General features: G+C 60.3%; 24 protein-coding genes. 11 read left to right on the forward strand and 13 right to left on the reverse strand.

All coding sequences use genetic code 11. The features are described from left to right. Window positions 1–17 precede the first annotated feature (17 nt). The 4 genes from C6Y56_RS08680 to C6Y56_RS08695 form a co-directional block, all read right to left on the reverse strand. Window positions 18–1,610, reverse strand: a complete 1,593-nt coding sequence (locus C6Y56_RS08680) for a hypothetical protein (protein ID WP_169429517.1) — start codon at window positions 1,608–1,610, stop codon at window positions 18–20. Window positions 1,611–1,750: 140 nt separating this feature from the next. After that, entirely contained in the window at window positions 1,751–2,380 is a 630-nt protein-coding gene (locus C6Y56_RS08685) for a LysE family translocator (protein WP_169429518.1), read from the reverse strand. Window positions 2,381–2,467: 87 nt separating this feature from the next. Then, window positions 2,468–3,817 carry an NCS2 family permease gene (locus C6Y56_RS08690; protein ID WP_114881997.1) on the reverse strand — a complete coding sequence of 450 codons (1,350 nt, stop codon included), beginning with the start codon at window positions 3,815–3,817 and terminating at the stop codon, window positions 2,468–2,470. A 249-nt stretch (window positions 3,818–4,066) separates the two neighbouring features. Next, window positions 4,067–4,513 (reverse strand): MarR family winged helix-turn-helix transcriptional regulator, encoded by a 447-nt coding sequence (locus tag C6Y56_RS08695; protein ID WP_169429519.1) that lies wholly within the window; start codon window positions 4,511–4,513, stop codon window positions 4,067–4,069. An 82-nt stretch (window positions 4,514–4,595) separates the two neighbouring features. Here C6Y56_RS08695 and C6Y56_RS08700 point away from each other — a divergent pair, with 82 nt between their 5' ends. Beyond that, on the forward strand, window positions 4,596–5,762 hold the full coding sequence (locus C6Y56_RS08700) for a PLP-dependent aminotransferase family protein (RefSeq protein WP_169429520.1): 1,167 nt from the start codon (window positions 4,596–4,598) through the stop codon (window positions 5,760–5,762). 32 nt (window positions 5,763–5,794) lie between these two features. Here the strand turns inward: C6Y56_RS08700 and C6Y56_RS08705 are convergent, their stop codons facing one another. The 5 genes from C6Y56_RS08705 to C6Y56_RS08725 form a co-directional block, all read right to left on the reverse strand. Next, window positions 5,795–6,166 carry a glutathione S-transferase N-terminal domain-containing protein gene (locus C6Y56_RS08705; RefSeq protein ID WP_007960011.1) on the reverse strand — a complete coding sequence of 124 codons (372 nt, stop codon included), beginning with the start codon at window positions 6,164–6,166 and terminating at the stop codon, window positions 5,795–5,797. Between the two features lie 102 nt (window positions 6,167–6,268). Continuing rightward, window positions 6,269–6,814, reverse strand: coding sequence for a GTP cyclohydrolase I FolE (folE, locus tag C6Y56_RS08710; RefSeq protein WP_003204506.1), 546 nt, complete (start codon window positions 6,812–6,814; stop codon window positions 6,269–6,271). 77 nt (window positions 6,815–6,891) lie between these two features. After that, the gene (locus tag C6Y56_RS08715; RefSeq protein ID WP_169429521.1) at window positions 6,892–7,449 is read right to left on the reverse strand and encodes a Smr/MutS family protein; all 558 of its coding nucleotides are present in this window, start codon (window positions 7,447–7,449) and stop codon (window positions 6,892–6,894) included. A gap of 75 nt (window positions 7,450–7,524) precedes the next feature. Continuing rightward, complete coding sequence (locus C6Y56_RS08720; protein ID WP_169429522.1) at window positions 7,525–7,845, reverse strand: hypothetical protein; 321 nt, start codon at window positions 7,843–7,845, stop codon at window positions 7,525–7,527. Window positions 7,846–7,976: 131 nt separating this feature from the next. Then, entirely contained in the window at window positions 7,977–8,567 is a 591-nt protein-coding gene (locus tag C6Y56_RS08725) for a cysteine hydrolase family protein (RefSeq protein ID WP_169429523.1), read from the reverse strand. A gap of 239 nt (window positions 8,568–8,806) precedes the next feature. On the opposite strand from C6Y56_RS08725, the gene prmB reads away from it, so the two are divergent. Further along, on the forward strand, window positions 8,807–9,715 hold the full coding sequence (gene prmB, locus C6Y56_RS08730) for a 50S ribosomal protein L3 N(5)-glutamine methyltransferase (RefSeq protein ID WP_085710643.1): 909 nt from the start codon (window positions 8,807–8,809) through the stop codon (window positions 9,713–9,715). Window positions 9,716–9,757: 42 nt separating this feature from the next. Here the strand turns inward: prmB and C6Y56_RS08735 are convergent, their stop codons facing one another. Continuing rightward, complete coding sequence (locus C6Y56_RS08735) at window positions 9,758–10,549, reverse strand: hypothetical protein (protein WP_096822947.1); 792 nt, start codon at window positions 10,547–10,549, stop codon at window positions 9,758–9,760. 97 nt (window positions 10,550–10,646) lie between these two features. Further along, on the reverse strand, window positions 10,647–11,600 hold the full coding sequence (locus C6Y56_RS08740) for an alpha/beta hydrolase (protein WP_169429524.1): 954 nt from the start codon (window positions 11,598–11,600) through the stop codon (window positions 10,647–10,649). Between the two features lie 130 nt (window positions 11,601–11,730). Between C6Y56_RS08740 and aroC the strand changes: the two genes are divergently transcribed. The 5 genes from aroC to mtnC all read left to right on the forward strand — a co-directional run bounded on the left by aroC (window position 11,731) and on the right by mtnC (window position 15,947). Then, window positions 11,731–12,822 (forward strand): chorismate synthase, encoded by a 1,092-nt coding sequence (gene aroC, locus C6Y56_RS08745; RefSeq protein ID WP_169429525.1) that lies wholly within the window; start codon window positions 11,731–11,733, stop codon window positions 12,820–12,822. A 31-nt stretch (window positions 12,823–12,853) separates the two neighbouring features. Beyond that, window positions 12,854–13,999, forward strand: a complete 1,146-nt coding sequence (locus C6Y56_RS08750) for an MFS transporter (protein ID WP_169429526.1) — start codon at window positions 12,854–12,856, stop codon at window positions 13,997–13,999. Continuing rightward, complete coding sequence (locus tag C6Y56_RS08755) at window positions 13,996–14,622, forward strand: methylthioribulose 1-phosphate dehydratase (RefSeq protein WP_169429527.1); 627 nt, start codon at window positions 13,996–13,998, stop codon at window positions 14,620–14,622. Before C6Y56_RS08750 ends, C6Y56_RS08755 begins: the two co-directional genes overlap by 4 nt. A 91-nt stretch (window positions 14,623–14,713) precedes the next feature. After that, a complete protein-coding gene (locus C6Y56_RS08760) occupies window positions 14,714–15,259 on the forward strand; it encodes a 1,2-dihydroxy-3-keto-5-methylthiopentene dioxygenase (protein WP_169429528.1) in 546 nt (181 codons plus the stop codon). A gap of 4 nt (window positions 15,260–15,263) precedes the next feature. Then, window positions 15,264–15,947, forward strand: a complete 684-nt coding sequence (gene mtnC, locus C6Y56_RS08765) for an acireductone synthase (RefSeq protein ID WP_169429529.1) — start codon at window positions 15,264–15,266, stop codon at window positions 15,945–15,947. 77 nt (window positions 15,948–16,024) lie between these two features. Here the strand turns inward: mtnC and C6Y56_RS08770 are convergent, their stop codons facing one another. Then, window positions 16,025–16,303, reverse strand: coding sequence for a DUF3509 domain-containing protein (locus C6Y56_RS08770; protein WP_039769924.1), 279 nt, complete (start codon window positions 16,301–16,303; stop codon window positions 16,025–16,027). Window positions 16,304–16,378: 75 nt separating this feature from the next. Further along, the gene (locus C6Y56_RS08775) at window positions 16,379–16,693 is read right to left on the reverse strand and encodes a hypothetical protein (protein ID WP_169429530.1); all 315 of its coding nucleotides are present in this window, start codon (window positions 16,691–16,693) and stop codon (window positions 16,379–16,381) included. Between C6Y56_RS08775 and C6Y56_RS08780 the strand changes: the two genes are divergently transcribed. From C6Y56_RS08780 to C6Y56_RS08795, 4 genes are all read left to right on the forward strand, one after another. Then, on the forward strand, window positions 16,692–18,530 hold the full coding sequence (locus tag C6Y56_RS08780; RefSeq protein WP_169429531.1) for a long-chain-acyl-CoA synthetase: 1,839 nt from the start codon (window positions 16,692–16,694) through the stop codon (window positions 18,528–18,530). The genes C6Y56_RS08775 and C6Y56_RS08780 overlap by 2 nt on opposite strands. A 97-nt stretch (window positions 18,531–18,627) precedes the next feature. Further along, a complete protein-coding gene (locus C6Y56_RS08785; RefSeq protein ID WP_169429532.1) occupies window positions 18,628–19,146 on the forward strand; it encodes an ankyrin repeat domain-containing protein in 519 nt (172 codons plus the stop codon). Between the two features lie 89 nt (window positions 19,147–19,235). Then, the gene (locus tag C6Y56_RS08790) at window positions 19,236–19,766 is read left to right on the forward strand and encodes a hypothetical protein (RefSeq protein ID WP_011333215.1); all 531 of its coding nucleotides are present in this window, start codon (window positions 19,236–19,238) and stop codon (window positions 19,764–19,766) included. A gap of 71 nt (window positions 19,767–19,837) precedes the next feature. Then, complete coding sequence (locus C6Y56_RS08795) at window positions 19,838–20,029, forward strand: PLDc N-terminal domain-containing protein (protein ID WP_003223221.1); 192 nt, start codon at window positions 19,838–19,840, stop codon at window positions 20,027–20,029. Window positions 20,030–20,057: the final 28 nt, after the last annotated feature.

Here is a 20,057-nt window from a genome sequence, read left to right on the forward strand (position 1 = left end):
GCCAAAAGCATCCCTGATTACAGGTCGGCAAGCGTTCCGAGCCTCGACTCATCATCCCTGACGATGAAAATGCTGTCCGGTTGCGAAGCATGAATCTGAGAGCCACCCTTGAGCCACACCAGTCTGTTTTCAGCGTGTGCCTGGAGCATTTCCTGCAAAGCCGGGTATCCGACCTGGGTGTTCAACCGGGCTTCGCTGGCATCAGGAGCGGAATTCAGAGGTTGATGAATTTTCTTGCCCCTGACGCGATGCAGGCTGATGAAAAAGACAAAGGGATGATTCTCCCGGCGAAATACCAAGGCTGGAAAGGAAGTTGAAGGCGTTGGCGTGAAGACATCATAGCCCTGGCGATTCAGGATATTGGCCATGAGCCGCTTGAGGTCAACGCCTGACTGCGTCGCTTTGAAATAATCCCACTCTTGCCTTGTCAGGGCGAAGTCAAGCCGCTGCAGAGGGCCTTCCGGGGTCAGGGTTGGCAATTCCAGGGTGCGGCCGAGCCCTGGCATAGCGCTGGATGTTGCCAGCGTCGGCAGCATCAGTAATGGATCGGCCAGTGACGGATGGGGCGTGCTGTTACCGCGTTTCCAATCGTTGAACGTTTGCCTGAGGCGAGTCAAACCCACGCCGGTTGCCATATCCCCATCGTTGGCCAGGCCGAATTGATGTCTGGCCACCTTGTTCACCGAGGTATACGACAACAGCGGAAAATAAGTGGCGATGTACTGCGTCAGCGGGTGTTGAAAGGGCAGGTTCGGATCGACCTCCCACTGATTGGCGGGCGGAACACGGATCGCACCTCTGGGTTGCTGCATCAGGTCGGTGCCGAGGATGCGTTCCATGTAGTCGAAGTCATACATCCAGTGTTCCGGATTCTTGATGTAAACGATCGGGTGATCCGGGTCGCTACCGTGCGGCACAAGCAGAAACCGGATGCCATCGACTTCAATGCCGCCGATGGATGTATCCCGGGGTGGCGCATCCCATTTTTTCCAGGGGTCGGACCATTCATTACCCGTCGAGGTGGAAGAACGTTTGGGCGCGACAACCTCTTGCGGATCATCATCCGTGCTTCGCAGCCGCTTGAGCGTTAATCTGGAATCGCTGCCGCTGGCGCCCTCGTCGATGGGTTTCACGCGCCAGGTGAGGGTGCCTTCCACCCGTTCGACTCGTGGACCGGAAGGTCTGTAGTCGCTGTTCAATCTGGCCCGGAAATGATTCTCCGCATCAATGCCCAGCAACACGGTCCCCCCTTCCTGAAGATCCACGAAATGCCTTTGCGTCCCGAGTTCCCGAATGCCGGAAAGCTCATTCGGCGCCGGAAGCCTGGATAGCTGATTGGGGGGGAGAAAATAGTGTTCGATCGGTGCATGGACCACGACAGGGGTGATGTGGGTCTCGGCCGGAAGGTCGACGATCTCCAAAGGTACAGGTCGGGAGGAAGATGATTGAACAGCGGTCCCGGGGGGATCGACAGGTACTCGCTCTTCGCCATGGGGAGCGATGTTCAGCGGCAGCCTGTGGAGTGCCGGAGGCCCGACGTCGGGAAGGTTGAAGGGCGTGTCGGGGGAGGTGGTTGATGCACCGGGTTTTATCGGGCGTTTGGGGCTCATGGGTATTTCACTCGCAAGGTCGATTCACGTTGGTCTGGCCAGAAGAGGCCGGATGTTCGGTGAATCAACGCTGCGAAGTGCGGTACATATATCTATTCGTGAGGTGAAATGTTGCCGGGCATCACCCGTTCTCGACGAACTTAGTGACTGCTCAGCAATGAGGCCGCACCTGCGCCACCAAACAATCCGGCACTGATACGGTTGAACCAGCTCTGGCCCTTGCCGCTGCGCAGGTAGCGTGCCGCACCGTGGGCGCCGAGGCCGTAGGTCAGCTTGCAGAGCAGGTCGAGCAGCGTCCAGGTCACAATCATCACCAGCAGTTGTGGCACAAACGGTTGTTCGGTGCTGAGGAACTGCGGCAGAAACGCGGCGAAGAACAGGATATCTTTTGGATTGCTGGCGCCCAGTACAAAGGCTCGCCCGAACAGTGCGCGAAAGCGCGGAGCCGGCGCTGAGTGTGGAACCTGGGCCCCGACTGATGGTTGACGCGATTGCTGCCAGCTCTGCCAGGCGAGGTAGAACAGATACAGCGCACCGACGATTTTCAGCGCGCTGAAGAGTTTTTCCGATGCCAGCAACAGGGCGCCCAGTCCCAGGGCCGAAGCGCTGAGCAGGCATATCGACGCGCTTACGCCACCCAGGAAGGCCGGGTATGAGCGGCGCAGACCGTAATTCAGACTGTTGCTGATCATCAGCAACGACAGTGGCCCCGGAATCAGGATCACCACCAGCGCAGCGCCGCTGAACAGCAGCCAGGTTTCCAGACTCATCACGTTCTCCCTTTTATCGTTATCAAGAATGTGCAAAAGCCCCACCCGGCAGGGTGAGGCTGTTTTGAAGCGTGAACCGCGTGTCGCTTACAGGAAGATGAACTTGGCGATGAAGATCGCGCAGAGCACCCACAGACTGACGGAAATCTCTTTGTATTTACCGGTGCCGGCCTTCAGCGCGACATAGGTAATGAAGCCCAGCGCGATGCCGTCGGCGACCGAGAAGGTCAGTGGCATCATGATCGCGGTAACGATGGCCGGAATGCTGTCGGTCGCTTCGTCCCATTCGATGTGCGCCATGCCGCCCATCATCAGCATCGCTACATAGATCAGCGCGCCAGCGGTGGCATAGGCGGGAATCATGCCTGCCAGCGGTGCGAAGAACATCGCGGCTATAAATAGCACACCGACGGTCACTGCGGTAAGACCAGTCCGACCACCAGCGGCTACACCCGCGGCACTTTCCACGTAGCTGGTGACCGGCGGTACACCGACGACCGCACCAAATACGCTGGAGGCGGAGTCTGCTTTCATGGCGCGAGAGAGGTTTTCGATGCGGCCGTCAGCCCCCACTAGATTGGCACGCTGGGCGACGCCCATCAGGGTGCCGGCGGTGTCGAACATGTGCACAAAGAGGAAGGCGAGCACCACGCTGATCATGCTGACGTTGAACACGCCGGCAACGTTCATGGCCATGAAGGTCGGCGCCAGGCTTGGCGGAGTCGACATGATGCCTGAGTAGTGCACGATGCCCAGGCCCCAGCCGGCCAGGGTCACGGTAATAATGCTGATGAGGATTGCGCCGAATACCCTGTGGTAGCTGAGGATCGCGATCATCAGGAAGCAGATGGCGGCGAGCAGCGGGCCGGGTTCACGCAGCGAGCCGAGTTTGATCAGGGTGGCCGGGCTATCGACGACGATGCCAGCAGTTTTCAGGCCGATCAGCCCGAGGAACAGGCCAACACCGGCACCCATCGCAAAGCGCAGGCTGACCGGGATGCTGTTAAGCAGCCATTCGCGAATCCGCGAAAAGGTCAGGATCATGAACAGCACGCCCGAAACGAACACCGCACCGAGGGCGGTTTCCCAGTTGTAACCCATGGTGCCGACCACGGTGTAGGTGAAGAATGCGTTGAGGCCCATGCCCGGCGCCAGGCCTACCGGCCAGTTGGCGTAGAGACCCATCAGCAGGCAACCCAGCGCGGCGGCGATACAGGTGGCGACGAAGGCTGCACCGTGATCGATCCCGGCATCGGCCATGATGTTCGGGTTGACGAAAATGATGTAGGCCATGGTGATGAAGGTTGTCAGACCGGCGATCAGCTCGGTCTTCACCGTGGTGCCATGCAAGCTGAGTTTAAAGAGGCGCTCAAGCAGGCCATTGCGTAACGGCGGCGAGAGTTCCAGCGTCGATGCTTCGGATTTGCGGCTTTCCACAGCGAGTACTCCTCAAGAGTTTTATTGTTATTTCCAGAGCCGGACCCTATGAGGGGGTGGCAGCGGCCCTTTGAGGCATACGCGAATTTGTTGACCATGCAGTCAGGAACTCGCACGCAGTGGATTATGCTTTTGTATACAAATAAAGCAAATAATGTTTTTGGTTTTGTTGACGAAAGTTTTGCCGATAGGGATATATCGCTTGCAGGGGCCCTCTTCGCTGGCTTGCCAGCGAAGAGGGCAGGGCGTTCAGTCGAGAGTTGTCTGGTTTTTTCCCAGCGCCATATTCACCGCCAGCCAGCCATTCACCGCGGTTTCGCCGGCCTCGGCAAACACCCGCTCAAGTAATTTCACCTGCTCGCGACGCAGCGCCTGTTCAAACTTCGCACCTTCGATAGTCAGTTCCAGCAGACGCTTACGCTTGTCAGTCTCGGACGCCACGCTGTCCACCAGGTGCATTTCCTGCAATTGCCGCAACGGCATGTTCAGCGCCTGTTTGCTCACGCCGAGCAGCGCGAGCAGCTCCTTGACGCTCAGATTGGGATAGCGGGCGATAAAAAACACGATGCGCTGATGCACTCGGGACAGGCCACGACGCTCGAGCATTTCGTCGGCCTTGGCAGTGAACGCCTGATAGCCGAAGAAGAACGCTTCCATGGCTTGCTGTTGGCTGCTGCAGTTTTTAAGGTCAAGCATGTTGACGCTTCCAGTGAGAGTGTCGTAATTTCAGTCAACAAGTTTGACTCATTTTTCTCATGCCTTGCTAGCGGTGACTTCCATGGCTTTTTCCGAACGTGTCTCGCGTCTCAAAAGTTCTCTGATCCGTGAAATCCTTGCAGCGGCCCAGCGCCCGGAAGTGATGTCCTTCGCCGGCGGTTTGCCGGCTGAAGCGATGTTGCCGAAGGTCGACTGGACCGACATGCCGCTGTCTCTGGGCCAATACGGCATGAGCGAAGGAGAACCTGCGTTGCGCGAAGCCCTGGCGGCAGAGGCGAGGGCGCTGGGTTTGCCATGTGAGGCGAGTCAGGTGCTGGTGGTCAGTGGTTCCCAGCAAACTCTCGATCTGGCGGCCAAGTTGTACATCGACAAGGGCACGGAAATCCTGCTCGAAGCGCCGACCTATCTGGCGGCCCTGCAGATCTTCCAGCTGTTCGGCGCCGATTGCCTGACCGTGCCGATGGAGGCTGACGGTCCGAACCTTGCGCAATTGCGTCAGCGTCTGGAGCAGCACCGCCCAGCGTTCATCTACCTGATCCCGACCTTCCAGAACCCGTCCGCCGTGCGCTACAGCGAAGCCAGGCGCGAAGCTGTTGCGGCATTGCTCGACGAGTTCGGCGTGACCCTGATCGAAGACGAGCCTTACCGCGAACTGACCTTCGACGGCGGCAGCGCCCAACCGATTGCCGGACGTCTGAAGAAATCCAGCTGGATCTACACCGGCACCGTATCGAAAACCCTGCTGCCGGGTCTGCGCGTCGGCTACCTGATCGCGAGCCCGGATCTGTTTCCGCATCTGCTCAAACTCAAGCAGTCGGCGGATCTGCACACCAACCGCATTGGTCAGTGGCAGGCATTGCAGTGGATCGGCAGCGAGAAATATCAGCAACACTTGAGTGAACTGCGCGGCTTTTACCGTCAGCGCAGAGATGCCTTTCAAGCGGCGCTGGAAATCCATTTCGCCGATCTGGCGGACTGGAACACGCCGCAGGGCGGGCTGTTTTTCTGGCTGACCCTGAAACAGCCGCTGGACACCCGCACGCTGCTGAACACCGCACTGGCCAACGATGTGGCGTTCATGCCGGGCGAACCGTTCTTCCCCGAGCCGGATCGCAATCCCGGTCATCTGCGCCTGAACTTCAGTCACATCGATCCGGCACGACTGGACGAAGGGCTCAAGCGTCTGGCGGCGGTGGTGCGCCAGGCCCAGGCCGCGCAGGCGGCATGAAAAAACCGGCCATCAGGCCGGTTTTTTTGGGTTCAGACTGCGGCGAACCGCTTGTTCAGGTATTCGATGATGGTGTTGGACTCATACATCCAGGTGGTCTGGCCGTTCTCTTCGATGCGCAGGCACGGCACCTTGATCTTGCCGCCCTGTTCCAGCAGGGTCTGGCGATCCTGCTCGTTGTTTTTCGCATCCTTCAGCGCCACCGGCACATTCAGGCGGCGCAGGCTGCGGCGGGTCTTCACGCAGAACGGGCAGGCGTGGAACTGATACAGGGTCAGGTCTTTTGCGGCAGCGTCGACCTGGGCCTGGGCAGCGGCGGGGCGCTGTTTCTTGCCCGGGCGGGTCAGGAAGTCAACGAAGATGATCAGTTGGCCGAGGCCGACACGAAGCGCTTTGACGAACACGTTACAAGCCTCACAGGGACATTGAAGAAGGCGCGCAGCTTACCCGATTTTTCACGGACGAAAAAAAACCGGCGATCAACGCCGGTTTTTTTGTGTCGCAAATTACTTGATCAGACTGAGAAACTCGCTGCGGGTCGCCGCGTTTTCGCGGAACTCACCGAGCATCACCGAGGTGATCATCGACGAATTCTGTTTCTCCACACCGCGCATCATCATGCACATGTGCTTGGCCTCGATCACCACGGCCACGCCCAGCGCGCCGGTGACCTGCTGGACCGCATCGGCGATCTGGCGGCTGAGGTTTTCCTGGATCTGCAGGCGGCGGGCGTACATGTCGACGATCCGCGCGACCTTCGACAGGCCCAGCACCTTGCCGCTCGGGATATACGCGACGTGGGCCTTGCCGATGAACGGCAGCAGGTGGTGTTCGCACAACGAGTAGAGCTCGATGTCCTTGACCAGCACCATTTCGCTGTTGTCGGAGCTGAACAGGGCACCGTTGGTGACCTCTTCGAGCGTCTGTTCATAACCGCGGCAGAGGTACTGCATGGCTTTGGCGGCACGCTTTGGCGTGTCGAGCAGGCCCTCGCGGGAGACGTCCTCGCCCAGTTGGCCGAGAATCGCGGTGTAATTCTGTTCCAGGGACATGAAACTACCTGTGGGGATTTTCGCAAAGGGCAAGGGTACGGTGGCGGACACGCCCCTGCAAGTTCGGTGTGACGGGATTATTCGTCGCGGCCTTCCATCATGGTGCGTTTGAGCATCACGTAGACCGCGCCGGCCCCGCCGTGTTTCGCCTGGCACGAGCAGAAACCGAGCACTTGCGCATGCTGGCGCAGCCAGGTGTTGACGTGGCTCTTGATCATTGGCCGCTTGCCGTCGAGTCGCACAGCCTTGCCGTGGGTGACGCGCACGCAGCGGATTTCGAATCTGGTCGCTTCGGCAAGAAACGCCCATAGGGTTTCCCGGGCCTTTTCGACGCTCATGCCGTGCAGGTCGAGGCTGCCTTCGAACGGGATCTGCCCGACCTTGAGCTTGCGCATCTGGCTTTCCTGCACGCCGTCGCGGGCCCACATCAGTTCGTCTTCGGGACCGACGTCGATCACGAACTGATCGGACAGACCATCAACAGTAGTGGTTTCGGTGCGCACGGTGGCGGACTGGCGCAGCTTGGCGATCCGGTCGCGGTCAGCCTTGGGTTTGCCGGTGTCGGCGCGGTCGTGCTTGATCGGCTTGACGCCTTGGATCGCACTTTTGAACAGGGAAAAATCGTCGTCTTGCATAATCAGCCTCCGCGAAGGGCGGCCAGTTTACCCAAACAGACACAAAACGGCCCGGCAAAAAGCCAGGCCGTCGATTCAGTCGTGTTTTTTCATCAGGTGCGGGGACATGTTCAATTCCCGAGATTGCCGGGCGCGACGCCGGCAACGACGCCACAGGGCCACGCCGAAATACAGGAACAACAGGCCGACGGCCAGAATGATCGCCGAACCCATCGGCGTCGCATTCAAGTCGCCGAGTGCCGGCGGGTGGCCGATCAGGCTGGCAACCCCGGCCATCGCCAACAGCACGCCGAACGTCGCCAGAATGGCGGCGATCGCTGCGCCGAATCGAAAACGCCAGTTGCTTTGGCCTTTGGGCCGCAAGCGGCGTGCGTCAAATCCATCGGATAACTTCATTCCGACCTTCCTCAATGGGTATCGGCCCTTCGACCGGGAGTTGACCGGGTTGTTCCTGAGGCTAGGGTAATTGAAGCAAATGCGAGGCTTTTGCGGATGAGCGGCGGGCAGAGCCGCTCATTGGCGGTCGATCAGATCAGGTCATTGGTCAGCGCGAGGGTGGCGAAGTTGTCGGCCATGATCGCCATTTCCGCCTCCTGAACCTGTGCGGCACTGAGCACACGGCCCTTGAACGGCAGATCGCGGGTGGCGCAGGCGTCTTCGACGAGGGTGCAGCGGAAGCCCAGGTTTTTCGCCGCGCGCACAGTGGTGCTGACGCTGGAGTGGCTCATGAAACCGCAGACGATCAGATCCAGCGAGCCGATGGTTTGCAGACGATCGTAGAGTTCGGTGCCGTGGAAAGCGCTCGGCAGCAGTTTGCCGATGATGGTTTCATCGCCCTGGGGTTCCAGACCGGGGATGAATTCGCCGCGTTCGCCTTGCGGGTCGAACAGACCGCCGACGGTGCCGAGGTGGCGCACGTGCACGATCGGCCGGCCGGCTGCGCGGGCGGCGGCAACCAGTTGTTTGATGTTCGCGACAGCCGCGTCCATGCCGCTCAGGGCCAGCGGGCCGCTGAGATACTCTTTCTGGGCATCGATGATGACCACGGTGGCATGGCTCAACGTGGCCGCTGCGTAACCGCGACCGCTGAGTTGAAACATCGTTTTTGGAACGGACATTCTGGGGCTCCTTGGGGTGGGGCTTTTGCGACATTGTCCTCTGGCTGAGCGGTTCTGTGAATCGCTACTGTTGTAGGCGCCGTCGTTGCTGGCCTGCAGCCTTGTCAAGTTACACGATCTGTTCAATAGCCGAGGGGAAAATCGGAAGAGTCCTACCGTCGCCCCGGAGTTTTTCCTGCGTCGTCGTGGCGCGTTTTGGCTGGTAGAATCGCCAGTCGTTTTTTCTGGAGTTCTGCCCCGTGATCACTTCCCGACTTCGTACCCTGCGCGACCACATCCGTTGGGCCGTCAGCCGCTTCCATGGGGAGGATCTGTTTTTCGGCCATGGCACCGACAATGCCTGGGACGAAGCCCGGCAACTTGTGCTCGGTGCCTTGCATCTGCCTTGGGAAATCGCTGACAGCTATCTGGACTGCGCACTGGAAGACGATGAACTGGTCAACCTGCAACGCCTGCTCAAGCGTCGCATCGAAGAGCGCATTCCGACCGCCTACCTGCTGGGCGAGGCCTGGTTCTGCGGCATGTCGTTCATTGTCGACGAGCGCGTGCTGATCCCGCGTTCACCGATTGGCGAGCTGATCGAAAACCGTTTTGCCCCATGGATCGGCGACGAGCCGGCGCGAATTCTCGACCTGTGCACCGGCTCCGGCTGCATCGGCATCGCCTGCGCTTACGAGTTCCAGAACGCCGAAGTGGTACTGGCGGACCTGTCGTTCGAAGCGCTGGAAGTGGCGAACCAGAACATCGAGCGCCATGGCGTCGATGAGCGGGTGTTCACCGTGCAGGGCGATGGTTTCGATGGTCTGCCGGGTCAACGTTTCGACCTGATCGTGTCTAACCCGCCCTACGTCGATGCGGAAGATTTCGCCGACATGCCGGACGAATACCAGCACGAGCCGGAGCTGGGCCTGGCCTGCGGCGATGATGGTTTGAATCTGGTGCGCCGGATGCTCGCCGAAGCGGCGGATCATCTCACCGAGAAGGGTTTGCTGATCGTCGAGGTGGGCAACAGCCAGGTACACGTCGAAGCGCTGTACCCGGAAGTCGATTTCGCCTGGCTGGAATTTCAGCGCGGCGGGCATGGCGTGTTCATGCTGACCGCCGAACAGTGCCGCGATCATCAGGCACTGTTCGCTTCCCGCGTCTGACCTGAACCGATCGTTCCCACCTCGGTGGGAACGGTCATTGGCTCAGCGGTGCGTTGCAATCCAGATCAGCAACCCGGCCTGAAACACCGCAAACGCCACCAGACAAGTAATGGTGAAGCGCAGCCCGGCGTCTTCGCGCTTGAACTTGCTGACCTTGTCTTCCTGCTTCTTCAGCTTCACTTCCTGCTCGGCCAGATTCTGCTCGGCCTGTTGCAACATCTGCGCAGCTTCAAGAATTTCGACGATCTGCAGCTTTTCGCTGTTCCAGTCGCCCAGCAGGTCACCGACCTGGACTTCCTTGACGCTGCCCTTCAAATGCTGGGCGTCGGCGTAAACCACGTCAAAGCCATGCACGCGCAGAAAGTGATCGCGGCGCAGGCGAGTGTCTTCGTTCAGCGCGTCCTTGTTGTTCAAGTCCATGCCGTCGACGGTGTAGGTGGGCCAGCGCTTTTTCGCCCAGTTGATGCCCTGGGCGGCCATGAAGCGGCCGATGCCACGGTTCAGCGGCTCTATCTGCAAACCGCTGTCCGGGCCGAAATGCACGCGTTTGGTCTTGTGGTCGACCCACACGTCGAGCTGGTTCTGTTCCTTGCGCACACGCTGCGCTGGCAGTTTGATCGACATGCGCATCAGGCTGTGTTCTTTGCTGTTGCGCTCGGCGTAACCGAATTCAACAAAGCGCAACGGCCGCCCGCCGGTGTTGCGGTCGGTCTGCAACGGCGCCAGGCGGAGCATCTTGTGGTGCTCGACGTGGACATCCGCCCATGGCAGCTCGACCGCTGGCGGTGCGTCTTTTTCAGCGGTGGTGTCGGGTGAAGTCTGGGTATCGGTCATAACGGCGAGATCCTGTCCAAGCTGCTTGCCGCCAGCCAGTACGCTGGCGACAAAGGCTTATCGGCCGTTTTCATCAAGACTGGAGGGCGAAAAGCGCTTAACGGGTGCGAAGTCCGTCAATAAATTCGAGGATCCGGGTGCCCAGTTCCGCCGCCAGCGGCAAATTCGGATCCTTGTAGGAGGCCATTTGCCGCTTCACGTCGTTGGGCACGATGCGCATCACGTGGTTCATGCCCTCGATCAACGCCAGCGTCGCATCGGGTTTTGCCGCCTTGAGCAGGTTGGCGTCATCGACCTGAACCTGAATGTCGTTGCTGCCCTGGACAATCAAGGCCGGCATTTTCAGTTGAGCGAAGGCGGCGGAAGGGTCCTGTCGGAACAGCGAAATCAGATACGGTTGCACGCTCGGGCGGAAAATCGCCTGCAACGGCGGCGGGACATTGTCGTCGGTGTGACCGGCCTTGAGGCTGTCGAGCAGTTCATTACTGCGCTGCATCAAAGATGGCGGCAGGCTGCGTGCCAGTTGCCGGCGCAACACCTGATCGATCGGTCGGGCGGTGCCGGACAGTGAAATGACCGCGGCGGCGTCGACTTTCGGTGCGGCCAGGCTGGCGATCAGTGCTCCCTCGCTGTGGCCGAGCAAGATCAACGGGCCGAAACGCGGGTCAGCCTTGAGCTTCTGGCCCCAGGCCACGGCGTCCGCCACATAGGCGTCCACCGACAGATTGCGCTCATCCGGCGTTGCGGCCAGGCTCGCGGCCACCCCGCGCTTGTCGAAACGTACGCTGGCGATATTGTGCTTGGCCAGCACCCAGGCCAGCCGTTTGAGGCTGTCGTTGCGCCCGCCGTCGGGGTTGTTTCCGTCACGATCCGTAGGACCCGAGCCAGAAATAATGAGGACAACCGGCACCGGATTGTCAGACTTTGGCAGCAACAGGGAGCCGAAAAGTTCTCCGCTGCCGGTGTCCAGAGTCACCGGACGTTGCAGGACGGTCGCCTGGACAAAGCCAGTAAACAGGGTAAGGCTCAAGATCAAAACTCGCAGCATCATCACGCCATCATTTGCAAAGGTGCCGGTTGGACTCACCAACACCGCCAAGGTTCGAGGATGAACTACTCGGTTAGCCTGCGTATACTGGCGCGCATCATGAATTTGGGTTTGATTTCACGGAGCGTCCTGCATGTCCGGCAATACCTACGGCAAGTTGTTCACTGTCACCACCGCGGGCGAAAGCCATGGTCCGGCGTTGGTCGCCATTGTCGACGGCTGCCCGCCGGGCCTGGAGATTTCCCTTGAGGATCTGCAACGCGACCTCGATCGCCGCAAGCCGGGGACCAGCCGCCACACCACCCAGCGCCAGGAAGCGGATGAAGTCGAAATCCTGTCCGGCGTGTTCGAGGGCCGCACCACCGGCTGCTCCATCGGCCTGTTGATCCGCAACACCGACCAGAAGTCAAAGGACTACTCGGCGATCAAGGATCTGTTTCGTCCGGCCCATGCCGACTACACCTACCACCATAAATACGGCGAGCGCGATTACCGCGGCGGCGGTCGCAGCTCGGCGCGGGAAACGGCCATGCGCGTGGCGGCCGGCGCGATTGCCAAGAAATACCTGGCGACCCAGGGCATCGTCATTCGCGGCTACATGAGCCAGCTCGGCCCGATCGAAATCCCGTTCAAGACCTGGGAGTCGGTCGAGCAGAACGCCTTCTTCAGCCCGGACCCGGACAAAGTGCCGGAACTGGAAGCCTACATGGACCAATTGCGCCGCGATCAGGACTCGGTCGGGGCCAGGATCACCGTGGTTGCCGAAGGTGTGATGCCGGGTCTGGGCGAGCCGATCTTCGACCGCCTCGACGCCGAACTGGCCCACGCGCTGATGAGCATCAACGCCGTCAAAGGCGTGGAGATCGGGGCCGGTTTTGCCTGCGTCGCCCAGCGCGGCACCGAGCACCGTGACGAACTGACCCCGGAAGGTTTCCTCAGCAACAACGCTGGCGGCATTCTCGGCGGAATCTCTTCGGGTCAGCCGATCGTCGCGCACCTGGCCTTGAAGCCGACCTCGAGCATCACCACCCCGGGCCGTTCGATCGACATCGACGGCAACCCGGTCGACGTGATTACCAAGGGCCGTCACGACCCATGCGTCGGCATCCGCGCCACGCCGATTGCCGAGGCGATGATGGCCATCGTGCTGATGGATCACCTGCTGCGTCACCGTGGCCAGAACGCCGACGTGCGCGTCAGCACCCCGGTGCTGGGTCAGCTTTGATGGGTGATCTCGAAGCCGCCGCGGTCTGACCGTGGCGGCGCTCCCGTACTGGCGGCTGTCCAGTTTCTATCTGTTCTATTTCGCCTTGCTCGGCTCGACGGCGCCGTTTCTGGCGTTGTACTTCGATCACCTTGGATTCAGCGCCGCACGCATCGGCGAGCTGGTGGCGATCCCCATGCTGATGCGCTGCGTGGCGCCGAACATCTGGGGCTGGCTCGGCGACTACAGCGGCAGACGACTGGCCATCGTGCGCTTCGGCGCGGTGTGTACGCTGCTGACCTTCTCGCTGATTTTCGTCAGCAAGACTTACGCCTGGCTGGCGATGGTCATGGCGTTGCATGCGTTCTTCTGGCACGCGGTGTTGCCGCAATTTGAAGTCATCACCCTGGCGCATCTGCAAGGTCAGACCTCCCGCTACAGCCAGATTCGGCTGTGGGGTTCCATCGGTTTTATCATCACCGTGGTGGCGCTGGGGCGATTGTTCGAATGGCTCAGCCTCGACATTTACCCGGCGGCGCTGGTGCTGATCATGGCCGGCATCGTGCTCAGCAGTCTGTGGGTGCCGAATGCGCAGCCGCCTCAGGGCAACCGGCCGACGGGCGAGGGTTTTCTCAAGCAGTTGCGCAGTCCCGGGGTGCTGGCGTTCTACGCTTGCGTGGCGCTGATGCAGATGAGTCACGGGCCGTATTACACCTTTCTGACCTTGCACCTCGAGCGATTGGGTTACAGCCGTGGCGTGATCGGCATGCTCTGGGCCGTTGGCGTGGTGGCGGAAGTGCTGATGTTCATGGCGATGAGCCGGATCCTTGCGCGTTTTTCCCTTCGCCGGGTGCTGATGGCAAGTTTTCTGCTGGCGGCGCTGCGCTGGTTGCTGCTAGGTTCGTTCGCCGAATTCCTCTGGGTGCTGCTGTTTGCCCAGGTGCTGCACGCCGCGACGTTCGGCAGCTTTCATGCCGCAGCCATCGCGTTCGTGCAGCGTAGCTTCGGCGCGCGCCAGCAAGGGCAGGGCCAGGCGTTGTATGCCGCACTGGCCGGCACTGGCGGCGCGCTCGGCGCGTTGTATTCCGGCTACAGCTGGAATGCCCTCGGTGCGACATTGACCTTTAGTATTGCCAGTCTCGCAGCGCTCGCCGCTGCCGTTATCATTGCCATTCGAATGCAAGAGGACAGGCCATGAGCCTTACCCGTGAACAGCTTGCCCAGCAAATCGTCGATGCCGGGCGTTTTCTTTATGGTCGCGGCTGGTCGCCGGCCACCAGCAGCAACTATTCGACGCGCCTGTCGCCGAGCGAAGCGCTGTTGACCGTGTCCGGCAAGCACAAGGGTCAGTTGGGGCCGGACGATGTACTGGCCACCGATCTTTGCGGCAACAGTCTGGAACCGGGCAAAAAACCGTCCGCCGAAACCCTGCTGCACACCCAGCTGTATAGCTGGCGCCCGGAGATCGGTGCCGTGCTGCACACCCACTCGGTAAACGCCACGGTGCTGTCGCGCCTGACGCCCGAAGACTTCATCGAGTTCGAAGACTACGAACTGCAGAAAGCCTTCAGCGGCATCTCGACCCACGAATCCCGGGTGCGAGTACCGATCTTCGACAACGATCAGGACATTGCTCGCCTCGCCGCCAAGGTGCAGCCTTGGCTCGACGCCCATCCCGATTGCGTGGGTTATCTGATACGCGGCCACGGTCTCTACACCTGGGGCGCGCAGATGAGCGACGCGTTGCGCCAGATCGAGGCCTTTGAATTTCTGTTTGAATGCGAGTTGAAGACCCGCAGCGTCATGAACCGCCAAGGCTGACTTCACCAGAACCAGCCCATTTGCCTGATGAATGCAGTGCCCGACCGGTCTGAAAGAACCGGACGGCAAGGCCGATACCGAGGAATGCCCCATGAGCAGCCTGTCCGTCTATCACGTTTCCAGCCCCGAGATTCCGAACAAGGTGCTGACCCATTTCGAAGACATCGCCTCGACCCTGGCCGAGCAGGGCGTGCGCTTCGACCGTTGGCAAGCCGCCGCGAAGATCCAGCCCGGCGCCAGCCAGGAAGAAGTGATCGGTGCTTATAAAGAGCAGATCGACAAGCTGATGACCGAATGCGGTTACATCACAGTCGATGTGGTCAGCCTCAACAGCGATCACCCGCAAAAGGCCGAGTTGCGTGCCAAGTTCCTTGAAGAACATCGCCATGGCGAAGATGAAGTGCGTTTCTTCGTCGCCGGTCGTGGCCTGTTCACCCTGCACATCGACGATTACGTCTACGCCGTGCTGTGCGAGAAGAACGACCTGATTTCGGTACCCGCGGGTACCAAACACTGGTTCGACATGGGCGAGAACCCGCATTTCGTGGCGATCCGGCTGTTCAACAACCCTGAAGGCTGGGTTGCCAACTTCACCGGCGAAGACATCGCCGGCCGCTTCCCGCGTCTGGAGGACTGAGGCGATGTCGATCAAGGTCATCCTCACCGATATCGAAGGCACCACCAGCGCGGTGAGTTTTGTGTTCGACGTGCTGTTTCCGTATGCCGCCAGACACCTGCCGGACTTCGTTCGCCAGAACGCCGCACGTGCAGACGTTGCCGGACAACTGGACGCTGTGCGCCGTGACAGCAACGAACCGCAGGCCGATGTTGAACGGGTCGTGGACATTCTGCTGGGCTGGATTGCCGAGGATCGCAAGGCCACGCCGCTGAAGGCGTTGCAAGGCATGGTCTGGGAACAGGGTTATCAGGCCGGGCAGTTGAAGGGCCATGTTTACCCGGACGCTGTCGAAGCGCTCCAGCGCTGGCATCAGGCCGGGTATCAACTGTTCGTGTATTCGTCCGGTTCGATCCAGGCGCAGAAGCTGATTTTCGGCTGCTCGGAAGCAGGGGATCTGACACCGTTGTTCAGCGGCTACTTCGACACCACGTCGGGGCCCAAGCGCGAAGCGCAGTCGTACAGCAATATCCAGCAAGCCATCGGGGTCGAGCCGCAGGAGATCCTGTTCCTGTCCGACATCGTTCAGGAACTCGACGCCGCCCAGGCCGCCGGTTTGCAAACCTGCGGGCTGGCCCGTGAGGGCGGGGAGCTGGCAGGGCATGTGACCGTCGACAGCTTTACCGGGATTGAGCCGGAAGCGTTCTGAATTCACACAATGGACGCATAAACAAACAGGCCGTGAAGCGAAAGCTCCACGGCCTGTTTGTTTATGCGGTGCCCGGATTACATCGAGTGATAGGTCGGCAGGGCAAAACGCTGCTGACTTTGCAGCATGCCGATTTGCGGCAGCTCGCTGGCCTGTTCCGCCAGATCACGACGAATCGCGCTGATCGCCCACGACAGTTGATCGCCGGTGTGCAATTGCTGATAGGTCAACGCACGCTTGAATACTTTGCCGTCGGCACTCTTCAGTGTCAGCAGGATTCCGCCATCGGGACGTGGCTGAGTAGTGACGGCGAAGTTGGAGAACAGGGAAGTAAATTTTTCTTGGATCAGGTTCATGTCTTTCAGCTCCGTATGCACTTGAATGGCAAGCATGCGGAGGGAGTTGCAGCGATTGTGCCAGTATTTTCGATTTTAAAAATCCATATAAATCAATAAGTTATAAATTTCGTTAATTTCGGGTGTCGTGCAATCTGCATGAATGGCCATCGTGCATCCTGCATTTTGCGGGATCATGGTCGATCCGATGGAACCATTCCCTCCGGCCGCAATCACGTTTCGCCTCGTAGCATTGGCGGATACAAAACATTGCAAAAACCGCGTGTACAGCCCGAGAAGCCCTGACGTATTTTCGGCCTCGACCCTCGCTCGAGAAGCGCCGGTTGTCTCACCCGATTGCCCGACAATAAAAATCCGGCCTGCACGCCAAGGTCGAACGGGAGCTGCCATGCGCCACGCGCCTAGCGACACGATTACCTGGGGCATGATGCTCCGCAAACTGCCGATGATCGCCAAAGCCATCCCTCGGGTGGTGAAAGGCATGAAGGTGGCCAACGTCAAGGATCCGACCCAAACCTGTGGCCTGGGCTGGACATTCGAACAAGCGACCCTGCGCAATCCCGATGGCCCCGCGCTGCTGTCGGGCGAGGTGGTGCTGAGTTATTCACAGGTCAACCAGTGGGCCAACCGCATCGCCCACTACCTGATCGGGCAGGGCATCGGCAAAGGCGATGTGGTGGCGGTGTTCATCGAAAACCGCCCGGAACTGCTGGTGACGATTCTGGCGCTGGCCAAGGTCGGCGCCGTCAGCGCGCTGCTCAACACGTCGCAGACCCGCGACACGCTGATCCACAGCATCAATCTGGTGGCGCCGGTGGCGATCGTCGTCGGGGAAGAATTGCTGCCAGCCTTCGCGGCGGTGCGCGAGCAAGTGACGATTGCGCCGGTCCGCACCTGGTTCGTGGCGGATCAGGACACTTTCAGTCACCCGGGCATCGCCCCGCAGGGTTACACCAATCTGATCAGTGCCAGCGCCGACGCACCTGTCGACAACCCGGCCAGCAGCCGGCAGATCTTCTTCGATGACCCGTGCTTCTACATCTACACCTCCGGCACCACCGGCTTGCCCAAGGCCGGGGTGTTCAAGCACGGACGCTGGATGCGCAGTTCGGCAAGCTTCGGCATGATCGCCCTCGACATGCGCCCGGACGACATCGTCTATTGCACTTTGCCGCTGTATCACGCCACCGGGCTTTGCGTGTGCTGGGGATCGGCGGTCAATGGCGCGTCGGGCTTCGCGATTCGCCGCAAGTTCAGCGCCCGGCAGTTCTGGAACGACGTGCGTCGCTACCGCGCAACCACCATCGGCTACGTCGGTGAGTTGTGCCGCTATCTGGTGGATCAGCCGGTCAGCAGCGACGACAGCCGCCATGACGTGCGCAAGATGATCGGCAACGGTTTGCGGCCCGGTGCGTGGGCCGAGTTCAAGACCCGGTTTGCGGTGGATCACATCTGTGAACTGTACGCGGCCAGCGACGGCAATATCGGCTTCACCAACATCCTCAATTTTGACAACACCATCGGTTTCTCGCTGATGGCCTGGGAGCTGGTCGCCTATGACCAGGACAGCGGTGAACCGATTCGCGGTGCCGACGGCTTCATGCGCAAGGTCGATCGGGGCGAGCGGGGTCTGTTGCTGGCACGGATCGACGACAAGGCGCCGCTGGACGGCTACACCGATCCGCAAAAAACCGCCAAGGTCGTGCTGCAGGACGTGTTTGCCAAGGGGGATCGCTTCTTCAACACCGGCGACCTGCTGCGCAACATCGGTTTCGGTCATGCGCAGTTTGTCGATCGCCTCGGTGATACCTACCGCTGGAAGGGCGAGAACGTCTCGACCACCGAGGTCGAGAACCTGCTGCTCCAGCATCCGCACATCTCCGAAGCCGTGGCCTATGGCGTGGAAATCCCCAACACCAATGGCCGCGCCGGCATGGCGGCGATCACCCCGGCCGAGTCGCTGGCGACCCTGGATTTCGCCGAACTGCTGGCCTTCGCCCGCCAGCGCATGCCGGCCTATGCCGTGCCGTTGTTCTTGCGGGTCAAGGTGAAGATGGAAACCACCGGTACCTTCAAATATCAGAAGACGCGCTTGAAAAACGAAGGTTTCGATCCCGGCCTGACGGGCGATGATCCGATTTATGCCTGGCTGCCAGGGACCGAAACCTACGTGCAGGTCACGGATGAAATCCTTGCCGACATCCGGGCAGGCAAGTACCGCTATTGATATTGGCTATCGGCAGCCTTGGAAAAAAGGGGATGACAGCTATCGCCGCGCTCGGGAAACTATCGGCTTTCCGATTGACCGAAAGTGGAGTTGCCCCATGTCCGACCAAAGCCGCCAGATGACCCCCGAAGAAGCTGCCGAATTCACCGAGCAGGTATTCAACAAGGCGCGCGAGGGCGATGCGGTGATGCTGGATCGCCTGATTACTGCCGGTCTGCCGGTGAACCTGACCAACAGCAAGGGCGACACCTTGCTGATGCTCGCCAGTTACTACGGCCATGTGGACGCGGTGCAAGTGCTGCTCAAGCACAAGGCCGACCCGGAGCAACGCAATGGCAACGGCCAGAGCCCGATTGCCGGCGCGGCGTTCAAGGGGGATCTGGCCGTGGTCAAGGCTCTGGTCGAGGGCGGGGCGCAGATTGAAGGCGCATCCTTCGATGGCCGCACGGCGCTGATGATGGCGGCGATGTTCAACCGGGTTGAAATCGTCGACTACTTGATCGACCAGGGCGCCGATCCGAAAGCCACGGATGCCAATGGCGTCACCGCCCTGGACGCCGCCCGGACCATGGGCGCCGTGGACACCACCGCGCAGCTGGAAAAACTGCTGGGCTGAAGCCGCTGGCCGGAACCTGCTCTGTGGCGAAGGCGAGAATGCGCTATCCTTCGCGCCCTCAAAATTCCCTTCGCCACAGGATCCGCCCCATGAAAGCCGCACTCGCCGAACTCATCAGCAAAATCAGCTCCGGCTGCATGGGCGAAGACGAGATTCTGAAAGTCGCGGATGAAGCGGCACAGGCCTACGCCGATGCAGACGCTTTTCTGACCGCCAACCCGGACATCAACTACGACGACACTTTCCCGATTCCGCTGGGTGAGTGGGTGGTGGTCGGCAGTCTGCCGGAGACCGTGCTGTTCCAGGCCGACACCTATGTTGATCTGTTCGCGCAGATCGTTGCTTCGTTCGGCCCGGGCGTCGAGTTCAACCTCAAGCCCAAGCAACTGGCCAAGACCGAAGCGCTGACCGCGCTCAACCGCATCCAGGTGCAGATGAGCAGCCTGAACAAGGAAAACGGCGGCTACACGCTGATGAACTTCAGCCAGTTGCTCGACGACGAGCTGCAAGTGGTGCTGGTCTACGGCAACGATGTGCCGCGAGTGCTGGAACTGTGTGCCGAAGTCGGCATCGCCGCTGCGCCGTCGCTGGAAGCCCTGAAGGTCGCCGTGCACGTCTGAACGCAATAAAAGGGAACCCTGCGCGCGACCGTCTATCCTAAAAGTGCATGCCACTATTCTGGAGCGACACCATGGGTTCCACGTTCAACGGCCTGATCGGCCTGATCATTCTTGCCCTCGATATCTGGGCGATCATCAACGTGCTGAAGAGCGGCGCCGAGACCGGGATGAAAATCCTCTGGGTGCTGTTGATCATCCTCCTGCCGGTGCTGGGCCTGATCATCTGGGCGATTGCCGGGCCGCGGGGCAATGTGCGGATCTGACCGTTCGCACCAAGGATTGCGCGGGGCC

The sequence above is a fragment of the Pseudomonas fluorescens genome (assembly GCF_012974785.1).
GTDB lineage: Bacteria > Pseudomonadota > Gammaproteobacteria > Pseudomonadales > Pseudomonadaceae > Aquipseudomonas > Aquipseudomonas fluorescens_BT.